Source organism: Lysinibacillus alkalisoli, assembly GCF_014643595.1.
In the GTDB taxonomy this organism is placed as follows: domain Bacteria; phylum Bacillota; class Bacilli; order Bacillales_A; family Planococcaceae; genus Metalysinibacillus; species Metalysinibacillus alkalisoli.
Genome location: NZ_BMJT01000007.1, coordinates 16,584 through 34,715 on the forward strand (window position 1 = coordinate 16,584; position 18,132 = coordinate 34,715).

Here is an 18,132-nt window from a genome sequence, read left to right on the forward strand (position 1 = left end):
ATTATCTTGTTTTATTATAGGGAATAACATCGCACTTCGCGAAGGAATCCTCTAGATACACTTGCTCTTCTAATGACAAGAGGGCTACCTCCATTTATTTTGCTTGAGTTACGACCGTTGATAAATAAGCAAGCGCAATAAAAACACCACCAATTATATTACCAATTGTAACAGGTAGCAAATTACTTAACATATTAAGCAGAGTGATATTATGCTGTGGCAACTGAGCAACTACACTAAATAATGTCATGTTAGCAATACTATGTTCAAACCCCATTGTAATAAAAGGCAGAATACAACAAAAAATAATAAGAATACGCCCTACTTCTGTTTGCATTTTGAAATTCGCCCAAACTGCAATGCACACTAACATATTACATAAAATACCTCTTACCAAAAGAGCCGTAAAGGAAGGTGTTATCTTAAGGGTTGCAGTTTGGATAACCCCTTCTTGAAATGCCTCGTGCATTAAGCCTGACCAATAAAACAACGAGCCTATGATAACAGCACCTATAGCATTCCCAATATAACTACTTATTGTTGCTTGCACCGCTTGTATTTTAGTAATATGTTTTGTTTGATATGTAATAGTCATCAATAATGGATTACCTGTAAATAAATCTGCACCAGCCATCAGCACTAAAGTAAGTGCAATACCAAATGTTGCACCTTGTACTAATTTAACATAAGGTTCACCTTGTAATTGGCTTCCTAAAGTCAACAATAATAACATACCAAATCCAATATACATACCACCAAGGATGGTTTGATAAAAGTAGGCTTTTTTATGTTGTTGTAACATCATTACCTTATCTTGTGATGCACGAATGATTTTTTCTATTGTCATCATTTTCCTCCAAAAATATAGGCTTTTAACAAAATAAGTGGTAAAGGAAAATGATACGCATCCCTTACCACTTATCTGCTGTTTGTGATCATACACAATTAATGAATAATGTCGGTTTCTCTTGACTTCTTCAACAGGGCTTCGGTCTTTTCACTTAAAATTTTCTTAAAGAATAAACCAAACAACAAGAAGATAATACCTACTGTAAATAATACACCAATGTCTAACCATACTTTAGACCAAATAATACCACCTACTGCTTCACGCATTAACTCGATAGCGTAAGTAAACGGAAGGAATGGATTAATCATTTGGAAAAACTTCGGTAGCAATTGTACAGGATATGTGCCTCCTGAGCCTGCAATTTGTAAAACTAACATAACAATAGCCATCGCTTTACCAACGTCACCAAAAACAGACACAAGTGTATAAACTACTGTAATAAAAACACCTGCAATAAAAATGCCAAATAACACAAATAATATAGGTGCGCTAATAGACGAGTCAAATAAGAAAATATCGCCCATCGTAATAATTGTCGTTTGCAATAAAGCAAATGTACTAAACGTCAATAAGCGTCCTAAATATACTTCTCTAATAGTATATTCGCCGTTATGGTGAATATTAACGGATAATAAAGAGATTAACAATAAACAACCTACCCAAATCGATAATACCGTATAAAATGGCATCATTCCTGTACCGTAATTTTTAATAGGGAACATTTTATGATTCTCTACTTTTACAGGGTCGGCAAAAAAATCACGCTCTGCAGAAGCATTATTTTTAAGGAGTTGAATAATTTCATGTATATCTGCTTCATTATTTAATGTACGTAACTTATTCGCAAGGTCGATAATCTTTTCACTTAACGCAGGATAATCCGTTTGGATTTTTGCTAATGTATCATTCGCCTTTTGTAATGAACCATCTGTATTTTTTAAGATTTGTGTTACTTCTGGTATCATGCCCTGCACTTTAGTTAAAATATCTGTAGCTCCTGTTAAACTATTTTTAGCACCTGCTAACATATCTTTAATTTTTGGCTCTAAGTCGTTTTTATATTGTTTCAAGAAGCCATCAATTTGAATAGACGTCTCGCCTGCAACACGTTGCAAGTTTTTAATATTTTGTTTAATCGTCGCATCATTAATATCAATTTGGCTTACAGCATCTAAATTACGTCCAAATTCTGTTAAAACAGTTTGTAAGTGATACAATTTATTCAAAACAAGTTGTTCACGCTCTTTAGCATTCGGCAGTTGATCAATGGATTGCAAAATGCGCTCCAGTTCTTGCACAATTTTTTCATTAGCGAGTTGTTCTTCAATGGACGAGGTGTCGTAATGCGTCTTGATCTCATCAATCGCTGCTTGTACTTTTTGTTTTAATGCTTGACGAGCTTGCTCCGCATTTTGTCCAATGTCGCCAATCGCTTCTACATGCTGAATCAATTCTTCTACAACTTGTTGTGCCGTCTTAAGTTGGCTTTGTAAATCAGCTAGCGCTTGGTCTAATTTCGCTGTGTCTAAATTTGTATTGGCTAATTGGCTTAAAAAAGATTCGACATCTTTCGTAATCTTTTGTACACGTTGTAAATCTTTTTCTACCATTGGTGATAAATTATTTAATGTTACCTCCGCTTCCCTTAGTAACAATGTGGCACTTTGTACAGTTGTTAAACCTTCTGTCGTTGTTTTTTGTACTTCTGGCATCATCGCTAAACCTTCTTTAACAAGTCCAGCTGCTTTCTCCCCATCTTCTGCTGATTGATTCATCGTTTGTTCAATCTCAGGTAAATTTTCTTCAATTAAAAAGATATACTCTTCGAATTTTTCAAAGTTTGGTACCTCTTTTTCAATTTCGATACCTAATTCATTAAATATTTCAAAGATTGTGCCATTTACAGTAGAAATAAATTCGCTTGATATTTGTTCAGCAATACCACTTGCCCCTTTATCTGTAATCTTTGGCGCAATTGAATTTATCTTTTCATTAACATAATATTCAATCGTTGCTTGTTCAGGAGTGTCTTGTAAGACTGATGTTAATTTTGTCGAAAAGTTAGCTGGTATGATAACAGCTGCAAAATAATCCCCCATACGTACCTTGTCAATGGCTTCTTCACGTTTGGTAAATTTCCAATCAAAATTTTTGTTGGTTGACAAGTTAATGACAAGTTCATCACCAACATTAATGTCTTCCCCTTGAACAGTCGCACCTTCATCTTCATTGACGATGGCTACTTGCATTTGATTAGTCTGCCCATAAGGGTCCCATGAAGCATAAATATTAAACCACGCGTAAAGTGAAGGTAAAAATATTAAACCGCCTATAAGTACCATCGCTACCCAATTAGTTGCAATGTTTTTTAAATCGTTTGTATAAATTTTAATGATATTTTGTATCCTATTTTTCATTAGGCACTCTCCTTCAAACTACGTATTCCCTTTTTTATTGTACGTTAAAATGAACAATGAAATAAGTGAAGCCTTGCTAAAATCCTTCTTCTTGCCTAATTTTAGCTAAAAAAAATCAGGAATGCTATAACATTCCTGATTACTTGAATAATAATCGGCTCAGCCATGAGCGCTTTTTCTTTTGTTTAGCTTGCTCGCGTAACAATTGATCAATTAAATCATTTTGTTTTTTAATCACATCTGATTGTTGGGTTAAAATATCACTCACATCTTCTACAAAATCTTTATGTAGTTGCTCTTGCGCTTGCACTTGAGAGAGGATACCATCTAACTCTGTAGACACATGTTGAATTTGCTTCGCTAATACCTCTTTATGTTGAACTGCTGGCACATCGCCTTGTACAACATTTTCTTTATCCAACTTTAAAATAGCTGCAATATCAGCATCTGCCTTTGTGACTAAAGTTGCCGCTTCTTCTAATGGAATAGAACGCATACGGTTTAAAATCACCATTGCCTTAATCCTCGCCATATCATCGCCATAAAAACAACGGTGATTTTTAGGATTGCGTTGAATCTTATGTCCATTATCTTCTAGTAAGCCTGCATATTTAGTTAAAGTTGATGTACTGACATGTAAAAAACGAGCCGCTTCACCGCTTGTAAAAACCTGTTGTTCCATCCTTAACAACTCCTAACCAACTATTAGCACAATTTTATCATTAATTTTCCCTTTCGTGTATGCTTTTAAACAAACTGCTTAAAATTCAAGAAAAACAAACATATACGCCTTTGCTCCCACTCAGAAAAAACGTAACTCAGCATTCCTTGGCAACTATAACCGCAGCTAATACCACCTTATTTTATGTTATCTGCCCATTAAATAATGCGCTACAAAGAGGTCTATCATAATAGCCTCCACTACTGATCAACTAAAAAATAGGTATGAGTACTTCACATATTACTAGCAGCTAATAGTTACGTAAATTCCATTATTCATTTGTAATCATCTTAATTTTATGGTTAAATTTAGTTAATTTGTATAAAGGAGATACACTAATGAGGAAAAGTTTTATAGCAATCACACTCTTTATCAGCTTAATCTTTTTAACTGCTTGTCAAACGAAACAAGTACATTTATCGATTGAAGGAGTTAATGACGAACATACCAAAGGTTTAAAAGTTGGCACTACAAATGTTAACGAAGTTGTAGTAGATAATACGAAATACAAAATTACATTATTGACTATTAACACAACGTATAATGATAATGATGGACATACTTTAAAAGTAAAGTACGAAATACAAAATAAAGGTGAAGAGTCTATTACGATACAAGCCAAAGATCTTTTTGCAGACGGCTCAAGTATACGTGATGAGTTGGTGCATTTATCACAAGATATTACTAGCAACGCTACCGCTCATGCGGAATTAGCTGTAATAGAAGCCTATCCTTACTTTTTCCCTGACCCTAGAGAAGAATTGGACATGTCACTTGTTATTTCTACAATAACCGACCCTTCAACGCCAGATGTCATACCTATTACCATACGCATTGTATAAATGCGCTACACTTATCAATTTACAACCTTGTCTCAAAATGATACCCATGCGTACCACATACAGAACACTTACATATGAAACAAAGAGAGCTTTGGATTAATAAAAAAGCCATCATGACTAAAATAAAGCGTAGTCGTGATGGCTTGTGCTATTGATGGTGTTTCTCTGTGGCCGTATATCAAGTCTTATACGCCCACCTTACACAAAAAATGAAATTTGAAAGAGCTTTAAACGATAGCCAAGAATAACTTTTTCATGCCAATTAGTCCCCACTAACTGGCATGTTTTTATTTGTAATAAAATGTCACGTAGGCAAACCGTAGGCAAACACCCTTTTTATCGCTTTCTCTACCTATGCGAAACTGCCACAAAGCTTGCTAGATTAGCTTATTTATCCTCGTCCATTTTGAGAACAGCCATGAAGGCCTCTTGTGGTACTTCTACTGAGCCAACTTGCTTCATACGCTTTTTACCTGCTTTTTGTTTTTCAAGTAATTTACGTTTACGTGAGATGTCACCACCGTAACATTTGGCTAATACGTTTTTACCCATAGATTTAATGGTTGAACGTGCCACAATTTTTTGACCAATCGCTGCTTGTACGGGCACTTCGAATTGTTGACGTGGAATCAACTCTTTCAATTTGTCTACAATCACTTTACCACGTTCATAGCTAAAGTCACGGTGTACAATAAAGCTTAAAGCATCGACTTGTTCGCCATTTAGTAAAATGTCCATCTTCACAAGCTTAGACGTTTTATAACCAATTAATTCATAGTCAAATGAAGCGTAGCCTTTTGTACTTGATTTTAAGTAGTCAAAGAAATCATAGACAATCTCAGATAATGGTAATTCATAATTTACCGCAACACGCGTTGTATCTAAATAATTCATGTCAATGAAATTACCACGTTTCTTTTGACATAACTCCATTACAGCGCCTACGTAATCATTTGGTACCATAATTGCTGCTTTAACATACGGCTCTTCCACATGATCAATCTTTTGTGGGTCTGGCATCATGGCTGGGTTATCGACCATAAGTTCCGAACCATCTGTCATAAATACTTTATAAATTACAGATGGAGCTGTTGTAATTAAATCAATTTTAAACTCACGCTCAATACGTTCTTGAATAATTTCCATATGCAATAAACCTAAGAAGCCACAACGGAAACCAAAGCCAAGTGCCTGTGAAGTTTCAGGCTCAAACTCTAACGCAGAGTCGTTTAATTCAAGTTTTTCTAACGCTTCACGCAAATCATTGTATTTGGATGTATCAATAGGATACAAACCACAGAATACCATCGGATTTAAACGGCGGTAACCTGCCAATGCTTTTTCGGCTGGATGGTCTACAGATGTAATGGTGTCACCAACACGTGTGTCTGCCACATTTTTAATAGAAGCTGTTAAATAACCTACATCACCTACAGTTAGCTCTTCAACAGGTGTAGCATGAGGTGTATGTACACCAACTTCAATTACTTCAAATTCTGCGCCTGTTGCCATCATGCGAATTTTATCGCCTGGTTTTACTTTACCTTCTACAATACGGATTGAGGTAATAACACCTCGATAAGCATCATATACAGAGTCGAATATTAAGGCTTGTAATGGCGCCTCAGGATCACCTTGTGGTGCTGGTACTTGCGCTACAATTTGTTCCAAAATTTCGCCAATCCCGATATTTGCTTTTGCTGAGGCAAGTACAGCTTCAGATGCGTCTAGCCCAATTACTTCTTCAATTTCATTACGCACACGCTCAGGGTCAGCAGCTGGTAAGTCAATTTTATTAATAACAGGTAAAATTTCTAAATCATTATCTAATGCTAAATAAACGTTAGCTAATGTTTGTGCTTCAATACCCTGTGCTGCATCCACAACTAAAATAGCGCCCTCACATGCCGCTAAGCTACGTGATACCTCATACGTAAAATCGACATGTCCAGGTGTGTCGATTAAATGCATCGTATAAATTTCGCCATTATTTGCTTGATACTTCAATTGTACAGCATTTAATTTAATCGTAATCCCACGCTCTTGCTCTAAATCCATAGAGTCTAATAAACGTGTTTTCATTTCGCGTTTTGTTAAGGCTTGTGTATGTTCTAAAATACGGTCAGCCAGTGTAGATTTACCGTGGTCGATATGCGCAATGATGGAGAAATTGCGGATATTTTCTTGACGCTTCATTCTTTCTTCTCGGTTCATGTATTTCACTCCTATTTAAACTAACTAGAATTATACTATGAACCTTCATTAAACTACAACACTGTCACGTTATTATCCTAACGTTTACATATCAATCATGTAAAGATACTTTCCATTACCTCACGAATAACGGTCACTTTTGCTTCATCTCGATATGTTAAATAAATATCTTGTTGCAGTTTGGTAAGATGATTGGTGGGAATAACAGCAAAATCACCTGCTATTATTTCCTTGGTGATACAAAGCAATGGCAAAAAACCGATGCCTAATCCTTGTTTAATAAAAGATTTAGCTACGGTTACATGGTGAGTTGTCAATGCAATATGTGGTGTTGCTTCAACTGCCGCAAAAATAGGATGGCTAGCTTCGCCAGACTCAAACAGCACAAACGATTCTTTTGCAAGCTGTTGAAGTGTCACATTTTGCTGTTTTATTAAAGGATGGTTTAGAGGAGCGATGAGCTGAATAGGATTGCTCATCACTCTCTCTTGCTGGATGCCTTGTTGATTTACAGCCATCATTAAGGCAACGTCCACCTCATGTTGTATTACTTCAGTAAGCAAATCTTCTGTTGGTAATGTGACATGCTTTATTTGGTGAGCAGTAAGCTTTGGAAGGAGCTTTGGCATAATATACTCTGATATAAGAGGCGTCGTACCAATCGTTAATGCTGCTGTTTGAGCAAGATCTCGCAATTGAGCTCTACTGGTATGCATAGCCTGACTAATTTGATGGGCAAATGGTAGGAATTGATGCCCAGCTTCTGTTAAGGTGAGATATTTTCCTTCTCGTAAAAACAAGGTAGTTGCTAAGTCCTTTTCTAGTGCTTTAATGCGTGCTGATATGGCAGGTTGTGTTAAAAATAAGGCATCAGCAGTTTGTTGAATACTTTTAAAATGTACAACGTATAAAAAAGTCTCAACATTATCAAGATTCATTGCTATTTACGCCTCCATCCTAAACAAGTTAATATACTTTTTGTAAGGCAATAGCTTCATCTAATGCCTCAAGTTGTTGGCGCAATCGTTGCCAAACTGCCTCGTCTATAATGATATGAGGGGCATTTTTATCCATTTGTTCATCTACAACATAAACGCCTTGTAAAGCCTGCCCCTTTAGTGTCGTAATTAATGGTTTAAAAGCGTAATCAATAGCAAGTAAATGAGCGATTGAGCCACCAGTCATAATAGGTAATACTGTTTTACGTTGAAAAATCTGTTGGGGTAGCAAATCAAAAAAACTCTTTAACACGCCTGTATATGATGCTTTATATACAGGTGACGCTACAATTACACCGTCTGCTTGTTCAATACGCTGAATAAAAGGTTGTAATGCCTTACTGCCAAAATTCCCTGTCATTAAGTCTTGTTGTGGCAATTGTGTCACACTAATAATGTCTGTTGTAAATCCTTTGTTTTGTAATAACTGTTCTATCACCTCTAAAACCTTATGTGAACTTGACACTATATTAGGGCTTCCCGATAGTAAAACAATTTTAGTCATATGATTTCCCTCCTACGGTTAAGGTTACAAATTGATTTTGTGGTTTCTTTAGTCCGAGGTGCTCACGTAACGTTGTCCCTTCATACTCCTTACGCAATAATCCTCTCGCCTGCAAAATGGGCACAACATATGTGACAAAATCTTGTAAATCACGAGGCATTAAAGGAAATTGAATCATAAAACCATCTGTAGCCTCTGCCATTACCCATCGCTCCATCTCGTCTGCAATTTGAGTAGGTGTACCAATAAAATGGTCTTTACGTGCAGGCTTAAAAAATCGCTGGTACAAATCGCCTACTTTTAAATCTTCTTTATCCATAATAGCTTTCATTTCATTAAAATTACTTTGAATGCTATTTACATGTGGAAAAACAACCTCACGTGCTGGGGTATTTAAGTCATATTGTGTGAAATCTACATTGCCCATATAACCTGATACAAACTTTAAACTTTCATAAGGGTCCACAAGTTGTTGTAATTCTTCATACTTGGCATGGGCTTCTTCTGCTGTACGCCCAATAATGGGGGCAATGGCATGCAATACAACTAAATCATCATGCTCCCGTCCATACGTTGCTAGTTGTGATTTTAATTGGGTGTAATGCTGTTGTGCACGTTCCATCGTGTCCCAACTTGTAAAAACAACTTCTGCTGTGCGTGCTGCGAGTCGTTGCCCTGGAATGGATGAGCCTGCTTGAATAATAACAGGTTGTGCTTGTTGCGAACGTGCGATATTTAAGGGACCTTTCACTGTAAAATGTGTACCTTGATAACCTACCTCATGCACCTTTTTTTTATCATAAAATGTTCCTGTTTCTTTATTATAAATAAAGGCATCATCTTCCCATGAGTCCCATAAACCCTTCACTACATCAATAAACTCTTCTGCTCTGTCATAGCGGTGATCGTGCTCCCAATGCTTATCACGACTAAAATTTTGAGCTGTCTCGCCTGTAGCATCTGCTGTAGTAACTAAATTCCAACCTACGCGCCCACCGCTAATATGATCAACCGATGCAAATTGGCGCGCTAAAATGTAAGGTTCGCCATATGTGGTAGAAGATGTAGCACCAATGCCAATATGTGTTGTTGCAGTGGCAAGCGCTGTAATTTGAACTACAGGGTCAAAACGATTTAGTATTTGCGGATGCGATGTATGATTAACAGCTAAACTATCTGCTGCAAATACAAAATCAAATTTTCCTTGTTCAGCAATTTTAGCTTGTTCAATGAGAGCATTAATTGAAATACTTGCATCAGGTTGCGCTAAAGGATGACGCCAAGAAGCCACATGCATACCTGAACCTACTAAATAGGCAGCTAATCTTATTTGTTTTGTCATAGTACTTCCACTCCTTAATTAGTTTGTAAATGTTTGTTTCCACTGTGCTAACTCATCTCGTGATAATGACACCGGTATATAATTACCGTTGTATTTTTTTTCAATAAATTGTTTGACTGTGTCGCTTTGATATACATCCACTACCTTTTTAAAATTGGTATTATCTTTATTCTTGTCATCTGTAGCAATTATATTAATATAAGGCTTGGCGGTTTCACTCTCATGGAAAATAGCATCTTTTAAACTAAGACCTGCATCCGTTGCGATACCATTGTTAATAATTGCAATATCTGTATCTTCCATTGCTCTTGGCGTAGTGAAAGAATCCATTGGGATAATCTTCAAATTTTTAGGATTACTTTTAATTTTATCCTCGCCACCTAGCCCATCAAAATCATCTACTACTGTTAGTAAACCCGCTTCTTGTAGTAATACTAATGCTCGTCCCCAATTGGAGGGGTCATTAGGTATTGCCACTTGTGCACCTTCTTCTATCTGTGGAAGAGCTTTAATGTTATTAGAATAAATACCTAGTGGCGCAATGATTGTTGTACCTAACGGGATTAATTTACTATTCGTTTTATTATTGTATGTTTCTAAATAAGCAATATGTTGGAAAGCATTCAAGTCAATCTCACCTTCACGCAGCGCATCATTGGGGTCATAGGCAGATGAGAAGGTTACTAATTCTAAAGTTAACCCTTCTTTTTCCGCTTGCTCTTTCACAAATTCCCATGTTTTCATTTCTGATGAACGAATGCCTACTTTAATTGTTGTTTGTTCATTAGCATCTGTATTACTACAGCCAGCAATAAGTAATACTATTGTCGCTATCAATAACCCTACAATTTTTTTCATCATCATCACTCCTATCTTTTAATTGAAACGTCTTATTTTGCGTTCAAAGTGATTACCAATACTTTGAATAATTTGAACAATAACGACAAGTAAAACAACGGTTACAACTATCGTGGCTGTATCAAAACGTTGATAGCCATATGTGATGGCAACATCACCCAAGCCTCCACCACCTATAGCACCTGCCATGGCAGTAGCTCCAATTAAACTAATCGTTACTGTCGTCAAACTTAAAACGAATGAACCAAATGCTTCCGGTAATAATACTTTTATAATGAGTTGAACTGGCGTAGCCCCCATTGCACGCGTAGCTTCAATCACACCTTCGTCCACTTCTAATAGCGAGTTTTCTACAAGGCGAGAAAAATAAGGCCCTATATGTAAAACTAATGGTACAATGGCAGCTGTTGTACCAATAGAAGTACCTACAATTAGCCGCGTTAATGGAATGATGGCAACGAGTAAAATAATAAAAGGTATCGAACGTAAAACATTGACAATAGGATTTAATAAGGCATAAACATAACGATTCTCTAAAATATGTCCTTTACGTGTAACAACTAAAGTAACGCCTAATACAATACCAATAATGCCTCCAAATACGAGCGATACACTCACCATATACAATGTTTCTTGCAATGCCCTTACTAAGATGTCTGAGCTAATTTCCATCACGACACCTCCTGTATATTAACTTGAGACTGCTCAGCAAACTGCAATACTTTAGCAATTTCCACGTCATCACCAATTATTTCGACCATAAGGTGGCCAAAGAAGGTAGATTGAATCTCCATGATATTGCCAAATAAAATAGTTAAATCCACCTCATAATGTTTCGCAATATGTGAGATAATCGGTTTTCCAGTGCTATCACCAAGAAACTTAAAATGAAAAACACGACCTTGATAACGATTAGCCGAAAGTAATTCGTGAATGACAACGGGTACATCATCACGCACAATCATTTGTGCAAACTGTTTAGTTGTAGCCTTTTTAGGTTGTGCAAAAACATCAAACACTTGACCAGTTTCAATAATTGCCCCTTCCTCCATTACTGCTACACGATTACAAATTTCCTTAATAACTTCCATCTCATGTGTAATAAGTAATATGGTGATACCAAACACTTTATTCACACGTTTAAGTAATTGTAAAATCGCTATTGTTGTTTGTGGGTCTAGTGCTGAGGTTGCTTCATCACATAGTAATAATTCTGGATTTGTTACTAATGCTCTTGCAATACCTACTCGTTGTTTCTGACCGCCTGATAATTGTTCAGGAAAATGTTGCGCTTTATCTGTCAAATTAACAAAAGCTAGTGCCTCTTTTACTTTACGATCAATATCTACTTTTGACTGTTGCTCTAACTCTAAAGGCAACGCAATATTCTCGTATACATTACGAGACTGCAACAAATTAAAATGCTGAAAAATCATACCAATCTTCTTTTGTTCTTGTCGCAGCTCTTTTTTAGATAAGCGAGCAAGATTTTTCCCTTGTACTAAAACTTCGCCAGTTGTTGGTATTTCGAGAGCATTCACTAGGCGCAATAATGTACTCTTACCAGCGCCACTGTAACCAATCACACCAAAGATATCGCCTTGTTGAATGTGTAAATCTATGTTTTGGAGTGCCATCACTTGCTGTTTTTTATTGGTAAATACTTTTGTAACATCATTAAATTCAATCATTATTACACCTCCTTAAAATGCGGGGATAACAGCACCTTCATAGGTTTGCAAAATAAAATCTTTTACCTTTTTTGATGTAAGTGCCTCTTTTAAAATTTGGATTTCTTTTGTTTTAGCACCCTCTCTTGTCGCAGCTAAAATATTTACATAGGGAGAGGCTTCACCCTCAATAATAAGTGCATCTTCTAACGGATTAAATCCACCTTCTAAAGCATAATTTGTATTAATGGCTGCAGCATCTACATCTTCTAATGAACGATTCAACATCGCTGTTTCTACTGCTATAAAGGTTATATTTTTATCATTTTTCGTGATATCTTCTAAAACGATGTTTTCTTTATCTGTTTCTTTTAAAGTGATAATATGGTTGGCTGCTAATAGACGTAGTGCACGTGAAAAATTAACAGGATCTTTTGGTATGGCTATTTTTGCACCCTCTTTTACATCGTCAATAGAGGTTAGCGTAGTAGAATACACACCAAATGGCTCAATATGGACACCTACTACATTCACTAAATCTAATTGACTGTCTTTATTTACCTGCTCTAAATAAGGCGTATGTTGAAAGAAGTTAGCATCTAATTGCCCATCTGCTGTTTGTTGATTGACTTGTATACCATCTGTAGCTAACACAATGTCTAGGTCAATGTTTTCTTGTGCTAAATCCTCTTTTATAACTTCTAAAATTTCTGCATGTGGAATAGACGAAGCTGCAACTTTAAGCTCTGTTTTCTTATCATTTTTGTCGGAATTACAAGCAAATAAAAATAATACGCTTATTAATAACCAAATACTTATTTTTTTCATTGCTTATACCTCCCTAGTAATGAAAATGAATGAGTTCGCTCCTTTAGTAAACGTAATGGTGTGTGCAAGATAAACTCATCAATGCTGTAAGCTTGATGTAAACGCTGTAACTCTGCATGTACTTGTTGTGCTGTACCTGCAATGACAGCCATCTCTTTTGCTATTACATGGAACGGTTCTGTTGTTTGTTGTCGCAACGTTTTAATTTGATCTTCTGATTGTACAATTGCTCTTTTGCCATTCACAAAGTGAATGTGAAATAAATTGAAATATTGACGTAATGCGAGCGCTTGTTGTTGTGTATCAGCAGCCACAGTAGTTACTGCTACGATAAATTCACCTTCAGGATATTGTTTTTTATACGCTTTAGCACATGTAGCTAATAATGCCTCGTCACTATGTAAAAAACGGGCAAAGACGTAATTTATTTTCAATGATGCGGCTAATGTAGCACTTTCTACACTACCCCCTAATACATACATTGTAGGTGGATGTTGTGGAATAGGTGAAGCTTGCAATGTGGCATATTCCCCAGTTGGTTGTTGATAAATAAATTGTTGCAAGGTTTGCAATTTTTGTTCGAAATTTGGTGCAAAGCCTTCACTAACACATTGCAACGCTTTTGTTGATAAGGCAAAGCCTCCTGGTGACTTCCCTACACCTAAATCAATGCGATTAGGCGCTAATGTGGCTAACACATTAAAGTTCTCAGCTACTTTAAATGGGCTATAGTGATTTAACATGACCCCACCTGTACCAAGACGAATTTTTGTTGTATGAGCTAATAGATGAGCCAGTAAAATTTCTGGTGATGATCCTGCAACCTCATGCATTGCATGATGCTCTGCTAACCAAAACCGGCGATACCCCCATTGCTCTGCTTGCTGCGCTAAACGAATGGTATGTTGGAACGCTTGTTCCACTGTTTCATTCGGAAACACTGGTGTTTGATCTAATATACTGATCGCATAACTCATCATAAATCTCCTTTCTTTAAATTGATAAGTATTTGTAATGCACTTTCATATAAGTAATAGGCAGCTGGCGCTAATGCTGTCTCATCTATAGTAAACTTTGGATGATGCCATTCTTCTGTACCACCTGTGCCAAAAAAAGTGAAAATACCTGGTATATGACGCAAATATTGAGCGAAATCCTCTCCCCCCATGGTAGGTTCAGGTTCAATGACCGTTAAATTTTGTTGTGTAGCAACTTGCATACTTTTTTGCGCTAAACTGGCATGATTATGCAAGGCAGGTGGGCATTCTTGCCATATTATCGCAGATTGTTGATGATGCATTGTCGTTAGGCTCTCTGTAAGTTGATAAAACCGTGCTTTCACCTTTTGTCGCACATGTTCATCAAAAGTGCGTATGGTACCTTCTAACGTAACTTGTTCAGGTAACACATTCCATGTTGCACCACCATGAATCGCCGTTACACTTACAACAGCACTTTGTAAAGGTGATACATTACGACTCACAATTGTCTGTAACTGTGTAATAAGCTGTGCGGCTGTGACAATAACGTCTGTTCCTGCTTGCGGGATTGCTGCGTGACTTCCCTTACCTGTAATTGTAATTTTAAAAGCATCTACTGCTGCCATTAAAGCGCCTGCCTTAATACCAACTGTACCTACGGCTAAATCTGGTTTATTATGTAACCCAATAATCGCTTTTACATCTCGTAACTGCCCATCCGCAATTACTTGTGCTGCGCCACCGCCAAGCTCTTCTGCTGGTTGAAATATCAATCGAACTGTACCTTGCATTTCCAACCTTTTCTGTTGTAATAATTGAGCCGCACCTAATAATGCAGCTGTATGAAAATCATGCCCGCATGCATGCATCTTACCTGCTATTTTAGATGCATAAGGTAGTTGCGTAGCTTCTGTAATGGGCAATGCATCAATATCTGCTCGCACAGCAATGATAGGTCCTGATTGACCAATGATATCTGCAAAAACACCCGTTGCTAATGATGTATCCCGCAATGTTATACCATATTGTTGTAACTTCTCTTGGATGTAGGATGTTGTCTCGTATTCTTGTAGAGATAACTCTGGATATTGATGTAAATGTCTTCTTATTTCCACAAGCTGTTGTTGTAATGCTAACGGCACCACTTATAACCCCTCCTCATGTAATACTTGTAATAAATGTACTGTGCCTAGTGCTGTAACTGCACGATACGCCTTCGCTGTACCAATTTCTACTATTGGAACATAACGTACTCCGTATTTTTGTTGTAAAATATCGCGGTACCCATCATGGTTTGTCACATTGACAATTTGAAAATTCAGTTTTTTATTACGTAATACTTCTTGTACTTCCTGACAATACGAGCAACCATCCTTTGCCCAGACAATGATATTTTTCTGTTGTGACATCTGATCTCCTCCTTATAAATCATAGCGATAGCACTTGATGAGAAAATCTTCTTTGTTTAACTCATAGTTAGCATCTCGCACAAAACCTATTTTTTCGTATAGACGAATCGCATCTGCCATCATATCGGTTGTATGAAGATACACTGCTTTAGCACCTAATGCGCTACTGTATGTCATACTATGTTTGATGAGTTGCTTGGCAATGCCATTCCCTCTTGCCTTAGGATGAACAGCTAATAACCGAATAATTGGTGCTTGGATGGTAATGCCATGCCAATCATACGCATCTTGTGAGGAATGATACAACTGTACAATACCTAATAGCTCGCCTTGACATTTTGCAATAAAAACGCAAGCTACTTTGTCTTGATATAATGATTGTTTAATCTCTTGTAGATAGTTTGCAAAGTAAGCTTTATTTGTGTAATTCGTTTCATATTGTTGATAACTTTCAACGAGTAACTCCTTGGCTTGCTCTCTTTCACATGCTTGTAATACATCAATTGTGATTGTAGTCATAAGCATCTCTCCTTTATAAATATTAAACCAACTATTATTATAGGAATTATATATTTTAGATTGCTTTCAATCCTAACACCAATGCACTTATAATAGCAATGCTTTTTAAAATAGAATTTTTTTAACATCTATAAATTATTTTTATTAAGAAAATAGTTTCTTGTCTTTTCGTTTTGGTATGTGTATACTAACCTGTCAAGTAAATATTCTTTGCATTTATGTATTGCATTTTGTCGTTCAGTTTGTTAAAATGATTTTTGTTGTATTGACTACGAAAACCGTGAGAAATACTCATCTCGTACTTTATTTAGGAGGTGACATACATGCCAAACATTAAATCTGCTATTAAACGTGTAAAAACAAGTGAAAAAGCTAACCTTGCTAACTCACAAGCAAAAGCTTCTATGCGTACTGCTGTGAAAAAAGCACGCGTTGCTAAAGCTGAAAACGCTGATAATGCACAAGAACTTGTTCGTGAAGCTTCTAAAGCATTAGATTCAGCAGCTTCTAAAGGTCTAATCCACAAAAATGCTGCAGCTCGTACGAAGTCTCGTCTTGCTAAACAAGCATAAGCTGTTTAAAAGCATCTCTTCTAGAAGAGATGCTTTTTTTACTTTGCATAAAACAAAAAGTACGACTGAAATGAGCTCAGTCGTACTTTTTTAAATTTGACGCAGTAAAAATAGTTCTAATTGACGTTCACGATTACTGCCTGTAGTCTTAAGTGCCAAATCCACATTCGCTAGAGCATATAACGCTCGTAATAATTGTTCCTCACTCGGTCTTTTACGTTTTTCAAGCATTAATTTCACACGATATGGATGAATTTTTAACTGTTTCGCAATTTGATGTTGTGTATATCCTTTCGTTTGCAAATAATACGTTTGGTTCATTGTGCGAATGGTGGAGGCTAATAAACCTACTAACATAATCGGTTCTTGTTTTTGCAAAATCAAGTCGCGATAAATCGTCAGTGCCGTCTCTGTGTCATGCTCAAAATAAGCATCTACCATTTTAAACGCGTCTTGCTCTAGCGTCTTTGCCACAAGTAATTGCACCACTTGTTCTGTAATAATACCTTCCTTACCCACATACAAGCCTAATTTCTCAATTTCTAAATTCAGTTGTAACATATTGGTGCCCACCATACTCATTAAAAGCCCTATAGCATCGTCTGTAATGGTTGTCTGTAATTGTTTGGCACGTGCATGTAGCCATATGGCTAAGTCTCTCTCCTCAGGCACTACAGCCTCTACAAGCGTAGCATACTCTTTCATCCATTTCGTTACTTTCTTACGCTCATCTAATTTCTCATAAGGGGCAATAAATACAACTACTGAAAATGTAGCTGGGTTTTTTAAGTAGGCCTCTAACTTTGTCAGATCATGCTTCACTTTTTCTTTATCACGATCACTCGCTTTTAAAAAGCTAGCATTTTTTGCAATGATACATTTATGTTCTGTAAAGAAAGGAAAAGTATCCGCTTCCGTTAGCACATCTTCAACGGGGGTCTCGTCTAAAGAGTAAGTTATCATTTCGGCTTCCTCTTGTTGTGAAAGTGCCGTTTTAATTTTGCGCAAAGTCTCATCTGCTAAGTAGGCCTCTTCACCTTTAATTAAATAAACAGGCTGTAAATTTCCCTTATCGATATCGCGCCATATTTTTGTTAACACTACGGTCACTCTCCTTATGTAACGTACATTATACTGATTTATAACAATTTTGTCACACCGAATTGATAACTTATCTAATGGATATAGCTTTTTTAGGGGTGATGTTTTATAATTGTTAAAGAATTGGAGGGATAGCAATGAATCCATTTGAAGGTGAAAACATTAATTCAAAACGTAATGATGCAATTGACGCTGGTGTCGGATTTGTCGTACCATTTGGCGTATTCTTCATCATGTTCATCATTGCAACGATTTTCGAATACGTAGCTATGTTGTAATTTTGCAAGTAGAAGAGGCTGACACAAA

The 18,132-nt window shown here is 36.6% G+C and carries 19 protein-coding genes; 3 read left to right on the top strand and 16 right to left on the bottom strand.

Annotated features, from left to right (window positions below):
• Window positions 1–94: 94 nt before the first annotated feature.
• From IEW44_RS10905 to IEW44_RS10915, 3 genes are all read right to left on the bottom strand, one after another.
• Window positions 95–847 carry a formate/nitrite transporter family protein gene (locus IEW44_RS10905; RefSeq protein ID WP_188615082.1) on the bottom strand — a complete coding sequence of 251 codons (753 nt, stop codon included), beginning with the start codon at window positions 845–847 and terminating at the stop codon, window positions 95–97.
• Between the two features lie 98 nt (window positions 848–945).
• Window positions 946–3,267, bottom strand: a complete 2,322-nt coding sequence (locus tag IEW44_RS10910) for a YhgE/Pip domain-containing protein (protein ID WP_188615083.1) — start codon at window positions 3,265–3,267, stop codon at window positions 946–948.
• 139 nt (window positions 3,268–3,406) lie between these two features.
• Entirely contained in the window at window positions 3,407–3,949 is a 543-nt protein-coding gene (locus IEW44_RS10915; protein WP_188615084.1) for a MerR family transcriptional regulator, read from the bottom strand.
• Window positions 3,950–4,326: 377 nt separating this feature from the next.
• Between IEW44_RS10915 and IEW44_RS10920 the strand changes: the two genes are divergently transcribed.
• Window positions 4,327–4,830, top strand: a complete 504-nt coding sequence (locus IEW44_RS10920) for a hypothetical protein (protein WP_188615085.1) — start codon at window positions 4,327–4,329, stop codon at window positions 4,828–4,830.
• Between the two features lie 387 nt (window positions 4,831–5,217).
• On the opposite strand, the gene lepA is transcribed toward IEW44_RS10920, so the two are convergent.
• The 12 genes from lepA to IEW44_RS10980 all read right to left on the bottom strand — a co-directional run bounded on the left by lepA (window position 5,218) and on the right by IEW44_RS10980 (window position 16,153).
• Window positions 5,218–7,044 carry a translation elongation factor 4 gene (lepA, locus tag IEW44_RS10925; protein ID WP_188615086.1) on the bottom strand — a complete coding sequence of 609 codons (1,827 nt, stop codon included), beginning with the start codon at window positions 7,042–7,044 and terminating at the stop codon, window positions 5,218–5,220.
• 95 nt (window positions 7,045–7,139) lie between these two features.
• Window positions 7,140–7,982, bottom strand: coding sequence for a LysR family transcriptional regulator (locus IEW44_RS10930; RefSeq protein WP_188615087.1), 843 nt, complete (start codon window positions 7,980–7,982; stop codon window positions 7,140–7,142).
• A 28-nt stretch (window positions 7,983–8,010) separates the two neighbouring features.
• Window positions 8,011–8,547, bottom strand: a complete 537-nt coding sequence (gene ssuE, locus IEW44_RS10935) for an NADPH-dependent FMN reductase (RefSeq protein ID WP_188615088.1) — start codon at window positions 8,545–8,547, stop codon at window positions 8,011–8,013.
• Window positions 8,540–9,889, bottom strand: a complete 1,350-nt coding sequence (locus IEW44_RS10940; protein WP_188615089.1) for an LLM class flavin-dependent oxidoreductase — start codon at window positions 9,887–9,889, stop codon at window positions 8,540–8,542. Before IEW44_RS10940 ends, ssuE begins: the two co-directional genes overlap by 8 nt.
• Before the next feature lie 18 nt (window positions 9,890–9,907).
• Window positions 9,908–10,747, bottom strand: coding sequence for a MetQ/NlpA family ABC transporter substrate-binding protein (locus IEW44_RS10945; protein ID WP_188615090.1), 840 nt, complete (start codon window positions 10,745–10,747; stop codon window positions 9,908–9,910).
• A gap of 18 nt (window positions 10,748–10,765) precedes the next feature.
• The gene (locus tag IEW44_RS10950; RefSeq protein ID WP_188615091.1) at window positions 10,766–11,419 is read right to left on the bottom strand and encodes a methionine ABC transporter permease; all 654 of its coding nucleotides are present in this window, start codon (window positions 11,417–11,419) and stop codon (window positions 10,766–10,768) included.
• On the bottom strand, window positions 11,419–12,438 hold the full coding sequence (locus tag IEW44_RS10955; protein ID WP_188615092.1) for a methionine ABC transporter ATP-binding protein: 1,020 nt from the start codon (window positions 12,436–12,438) through the stop codon (window positions 11,419–11,421). Before IEW44_RS10955 ends, IEW44_RS10950 begins: the two co-directional genes overlap by 1 nt.
• Before the next feature lie 12 nt (window positions 12,439–12,450).
• Window positions 12,451–13,245: a MetQ/NlpA family ABC transporter substrate-binding protein gene (locus IEW44_RS10960; protein WP_188615093.1), complete on the bottom strand. Its 795-nt coding sequence runs from the start codon at window positions 13,243–13,245 to the stop codon at window positions 12,451–12,453.
• Window positions 13,242–14,222 (bottom strand): MsnO8 family LLM class oxidoreductase, encoded by a 981-nt coding sequence (locus IEW44_RS10965; protein ID WP_188615094.1) that lies wholly within the window; start codon window positions 14,220–14,222, stop codon window positions 13,242–13,244. Before IEW44_RS10965 ends, IEW44_RS10960 begins: the two co-directional genes overlap by 4 nt.
• On the bottom strand, window positions 14,222–15,370 hold the full coding sequence (locus IEW44_RS10970; protein ID WP_188615095.1) for an amidohydrolase: 1,149 nt from the start codon (window positions 15,368–15,370) through the stop codon (window positions 14,222–14,224). The genes IEW44_RS10965 and IEW44_RS10970 overlap by 1 nt, the downstream gene beginning before the upstream one ends.
• Window positions 15,371–15,634, bottom strand: a complete 264-nt coding sequence (locus tag IEW44_RS10975; RefSeq protein ID WP_188615096.1) for a glutaredoxin family protein — start codon at window positions 15,632–15,634, stop codon at window positions 15,371–15,373.
• A gap of 12 nt (window positions 15,635–15,646) precedes the next feature.
• Window positions 15,647–16,153, bottom strand: a complete 507-nt coding sequence (locus IEW44_RS10980) for a GNAT family N-acetyltransferase (RefSeq protein ID WP_188615097.1) — start codon at window positions 16,151–16,153, stop codon at window positions 15,647–15,649.
• A gap of 323 nt (window positions 16,154–16,476) precedes the next feature.
• Here IEW44_RS10980 and rpsT point away from each other — a divergent pair, with 323 nt between their 5' ends.
• Window positions 16,477–16,725, top strand: coding sequence for a 30S ribosomal protein S20 (rpsT, locus tag IEW44_RS10985; protein WP_188615098.1), 249 nt, complete (start codon window positions 16,477–16,479; stop codon window positions 16,723–16,725).
• Between the two features lie 90 nt (window positions 16,726–16,815).
• Here the strand turns inward: rpsT and holA are convergent, their stop codons facing one another.
• Window positions 16,816–17,826: a DNA polymerase III subunit delta gene (holA, locus tag IEW44_RS10990; protein ID WP_188615099.1), complete on the bottom strand. Its 1,011-nt coding sequence runs from the start codon at window positions 17,824–17,826 to the stop codon at window positions 16,816–16,818.
• Between the two features lie 137 nt (window positions 17,827–17,963).
• Here holA and IEW44_RS10995 point away from each other — a divergent pair, with 137 nt between their 5' ends.
• Window positions 17,964–18,104, top strand: a complete 141-nt coding sequence (locus tag IEW44_RS10995) for a YqzM family protein (protein ID WP_188615100.1) — start codon at window positions 17,964–17,966, stop codon at window positions 18,102–18,104.
• The last annotated feature ends 28 nt before the right edge of the window (window positions 18,105–18,132 follow it).

Excerpts from the sequence above, each read along its gene's own strand:
- IEW44_RS10950 (WP_188615091.1), bottom strand. The coding sequence starts at position 11,419 with ATGGAAATTAGCTCAGACATCTTAGTAAGGGCATTGCAAGAAACATTG.
- IEW44_RS10930 (WP_188615087.1), bottom strand. The coding sequence starts at position 7,982 with ATGAATCTTGATAATGTTGAGACTTTTTTATACGTTGTACATTTTAAA.
- IEW44_RS10965 (WP_188615094.1), bottom strand. The coding sequence starts at position 14,222 with ATGAGTTATGCGATCAGTATATTAGATCAAACACCAGTGTTTCCGAAT.
- IEW44_RS10905 (WP_188615082.1), bottom strand. The coding sequence starts at position 847 with ATGACAATAGAAAAAATCATTCGTGCATCACAAGATAAGGTAATGATG.
- IEW44_RS10945 (WP_188615090.1), bottom strand. The coding sequence starts at position 10,747 with ATGAAAAAAATTGTAGGGTTATTGATAGCGACAATAGTATTACTTATT.
- rpsT (WP_188615098.1), top strand. The coding sequence starts at position 16,477 with ATGCCAAACATTAAATCTGCTATTAAACGTGTAAAAACAAGTGAAAAA.
- IEW44_RS10995 (WP_188615100.1), top strand. The coding sequence starts at position 17,964 with ATGAATCCATTTGAAGGTGAAAACATTAATTCAAAACGTAATGATGCA.
- lepA (WP_188615086.1), bottom strand. The coding sequence starts at position 7,044 with ATGAACCGAGAAGAAAGAATGAAGCGTCAAGAAAATATCCGCAATTTC.
- IEW44_RS10940 (WP_188615089.1), bottom strand. The coding sequence starts at position 9,889 with ATGACAAAACAAATAAGATTAGCTGCCTATTTAGTAGGTTCAGGTATG.
- ssuE (WP_188615088.1), bottom strand. The coding sequence starts at position 8,547 with ATGACTAAAATTGTTTTACTATCGGGAAGCCCTAATATAGTGTCAAGT.
- IEW44_RS10910 (WP_188615083.1), bottom strand. The coding sequence starts at position 3,267 with ATGAAAAATAGGATACAAAATATCATTAAAATTTATACAAACGATTTA.
- IEW44_RS10915 (WP_188615084.1), bottom strand. The coding sequence starts at position 3,949 with ATGGAACAACAGGTTTTTACAAGCGGTGAAGCGGCTCGTTTTTTACAT.
- IEW44_RS10955 (WP_188615092.1), bottom strand. The coding sequence starts at position 12,438 with ATGATTGAATTTAATGATGTTACAAAAGTATTTACCAATAAAAAACAG.
- IEW44_RS10920 (WP_188615085.1), top strand. The coding sequence starts at position 4,327 with ATGAGGAAAAGTTTTATAGCAATCACACTCTTTATCAGCTTAATCTTT.
- IEW44_RS10960 (WP_188615093.1), bottom strand. The coding sequence starts at position 13,245 with ATGAAAAAAATAAGTATTTGGTTATTAATAAGCGTATTATTTTTATTT.
- IEW44_RS10975 (WP_188615096.1), bottom strand. The coding sequence starts at position 15,634 with ATGTCACAACAGAAAAATATCATTGTCTGGGCAAAGGATGGTTGCTCG.
- IEW44_RS10980 (WP_188615097.1), bottom strand. The coding sequence starts at position 16,153 with ATGACTACAATCACAATTGATGTATTACAAGCATGTGAAAGAGAGCAA.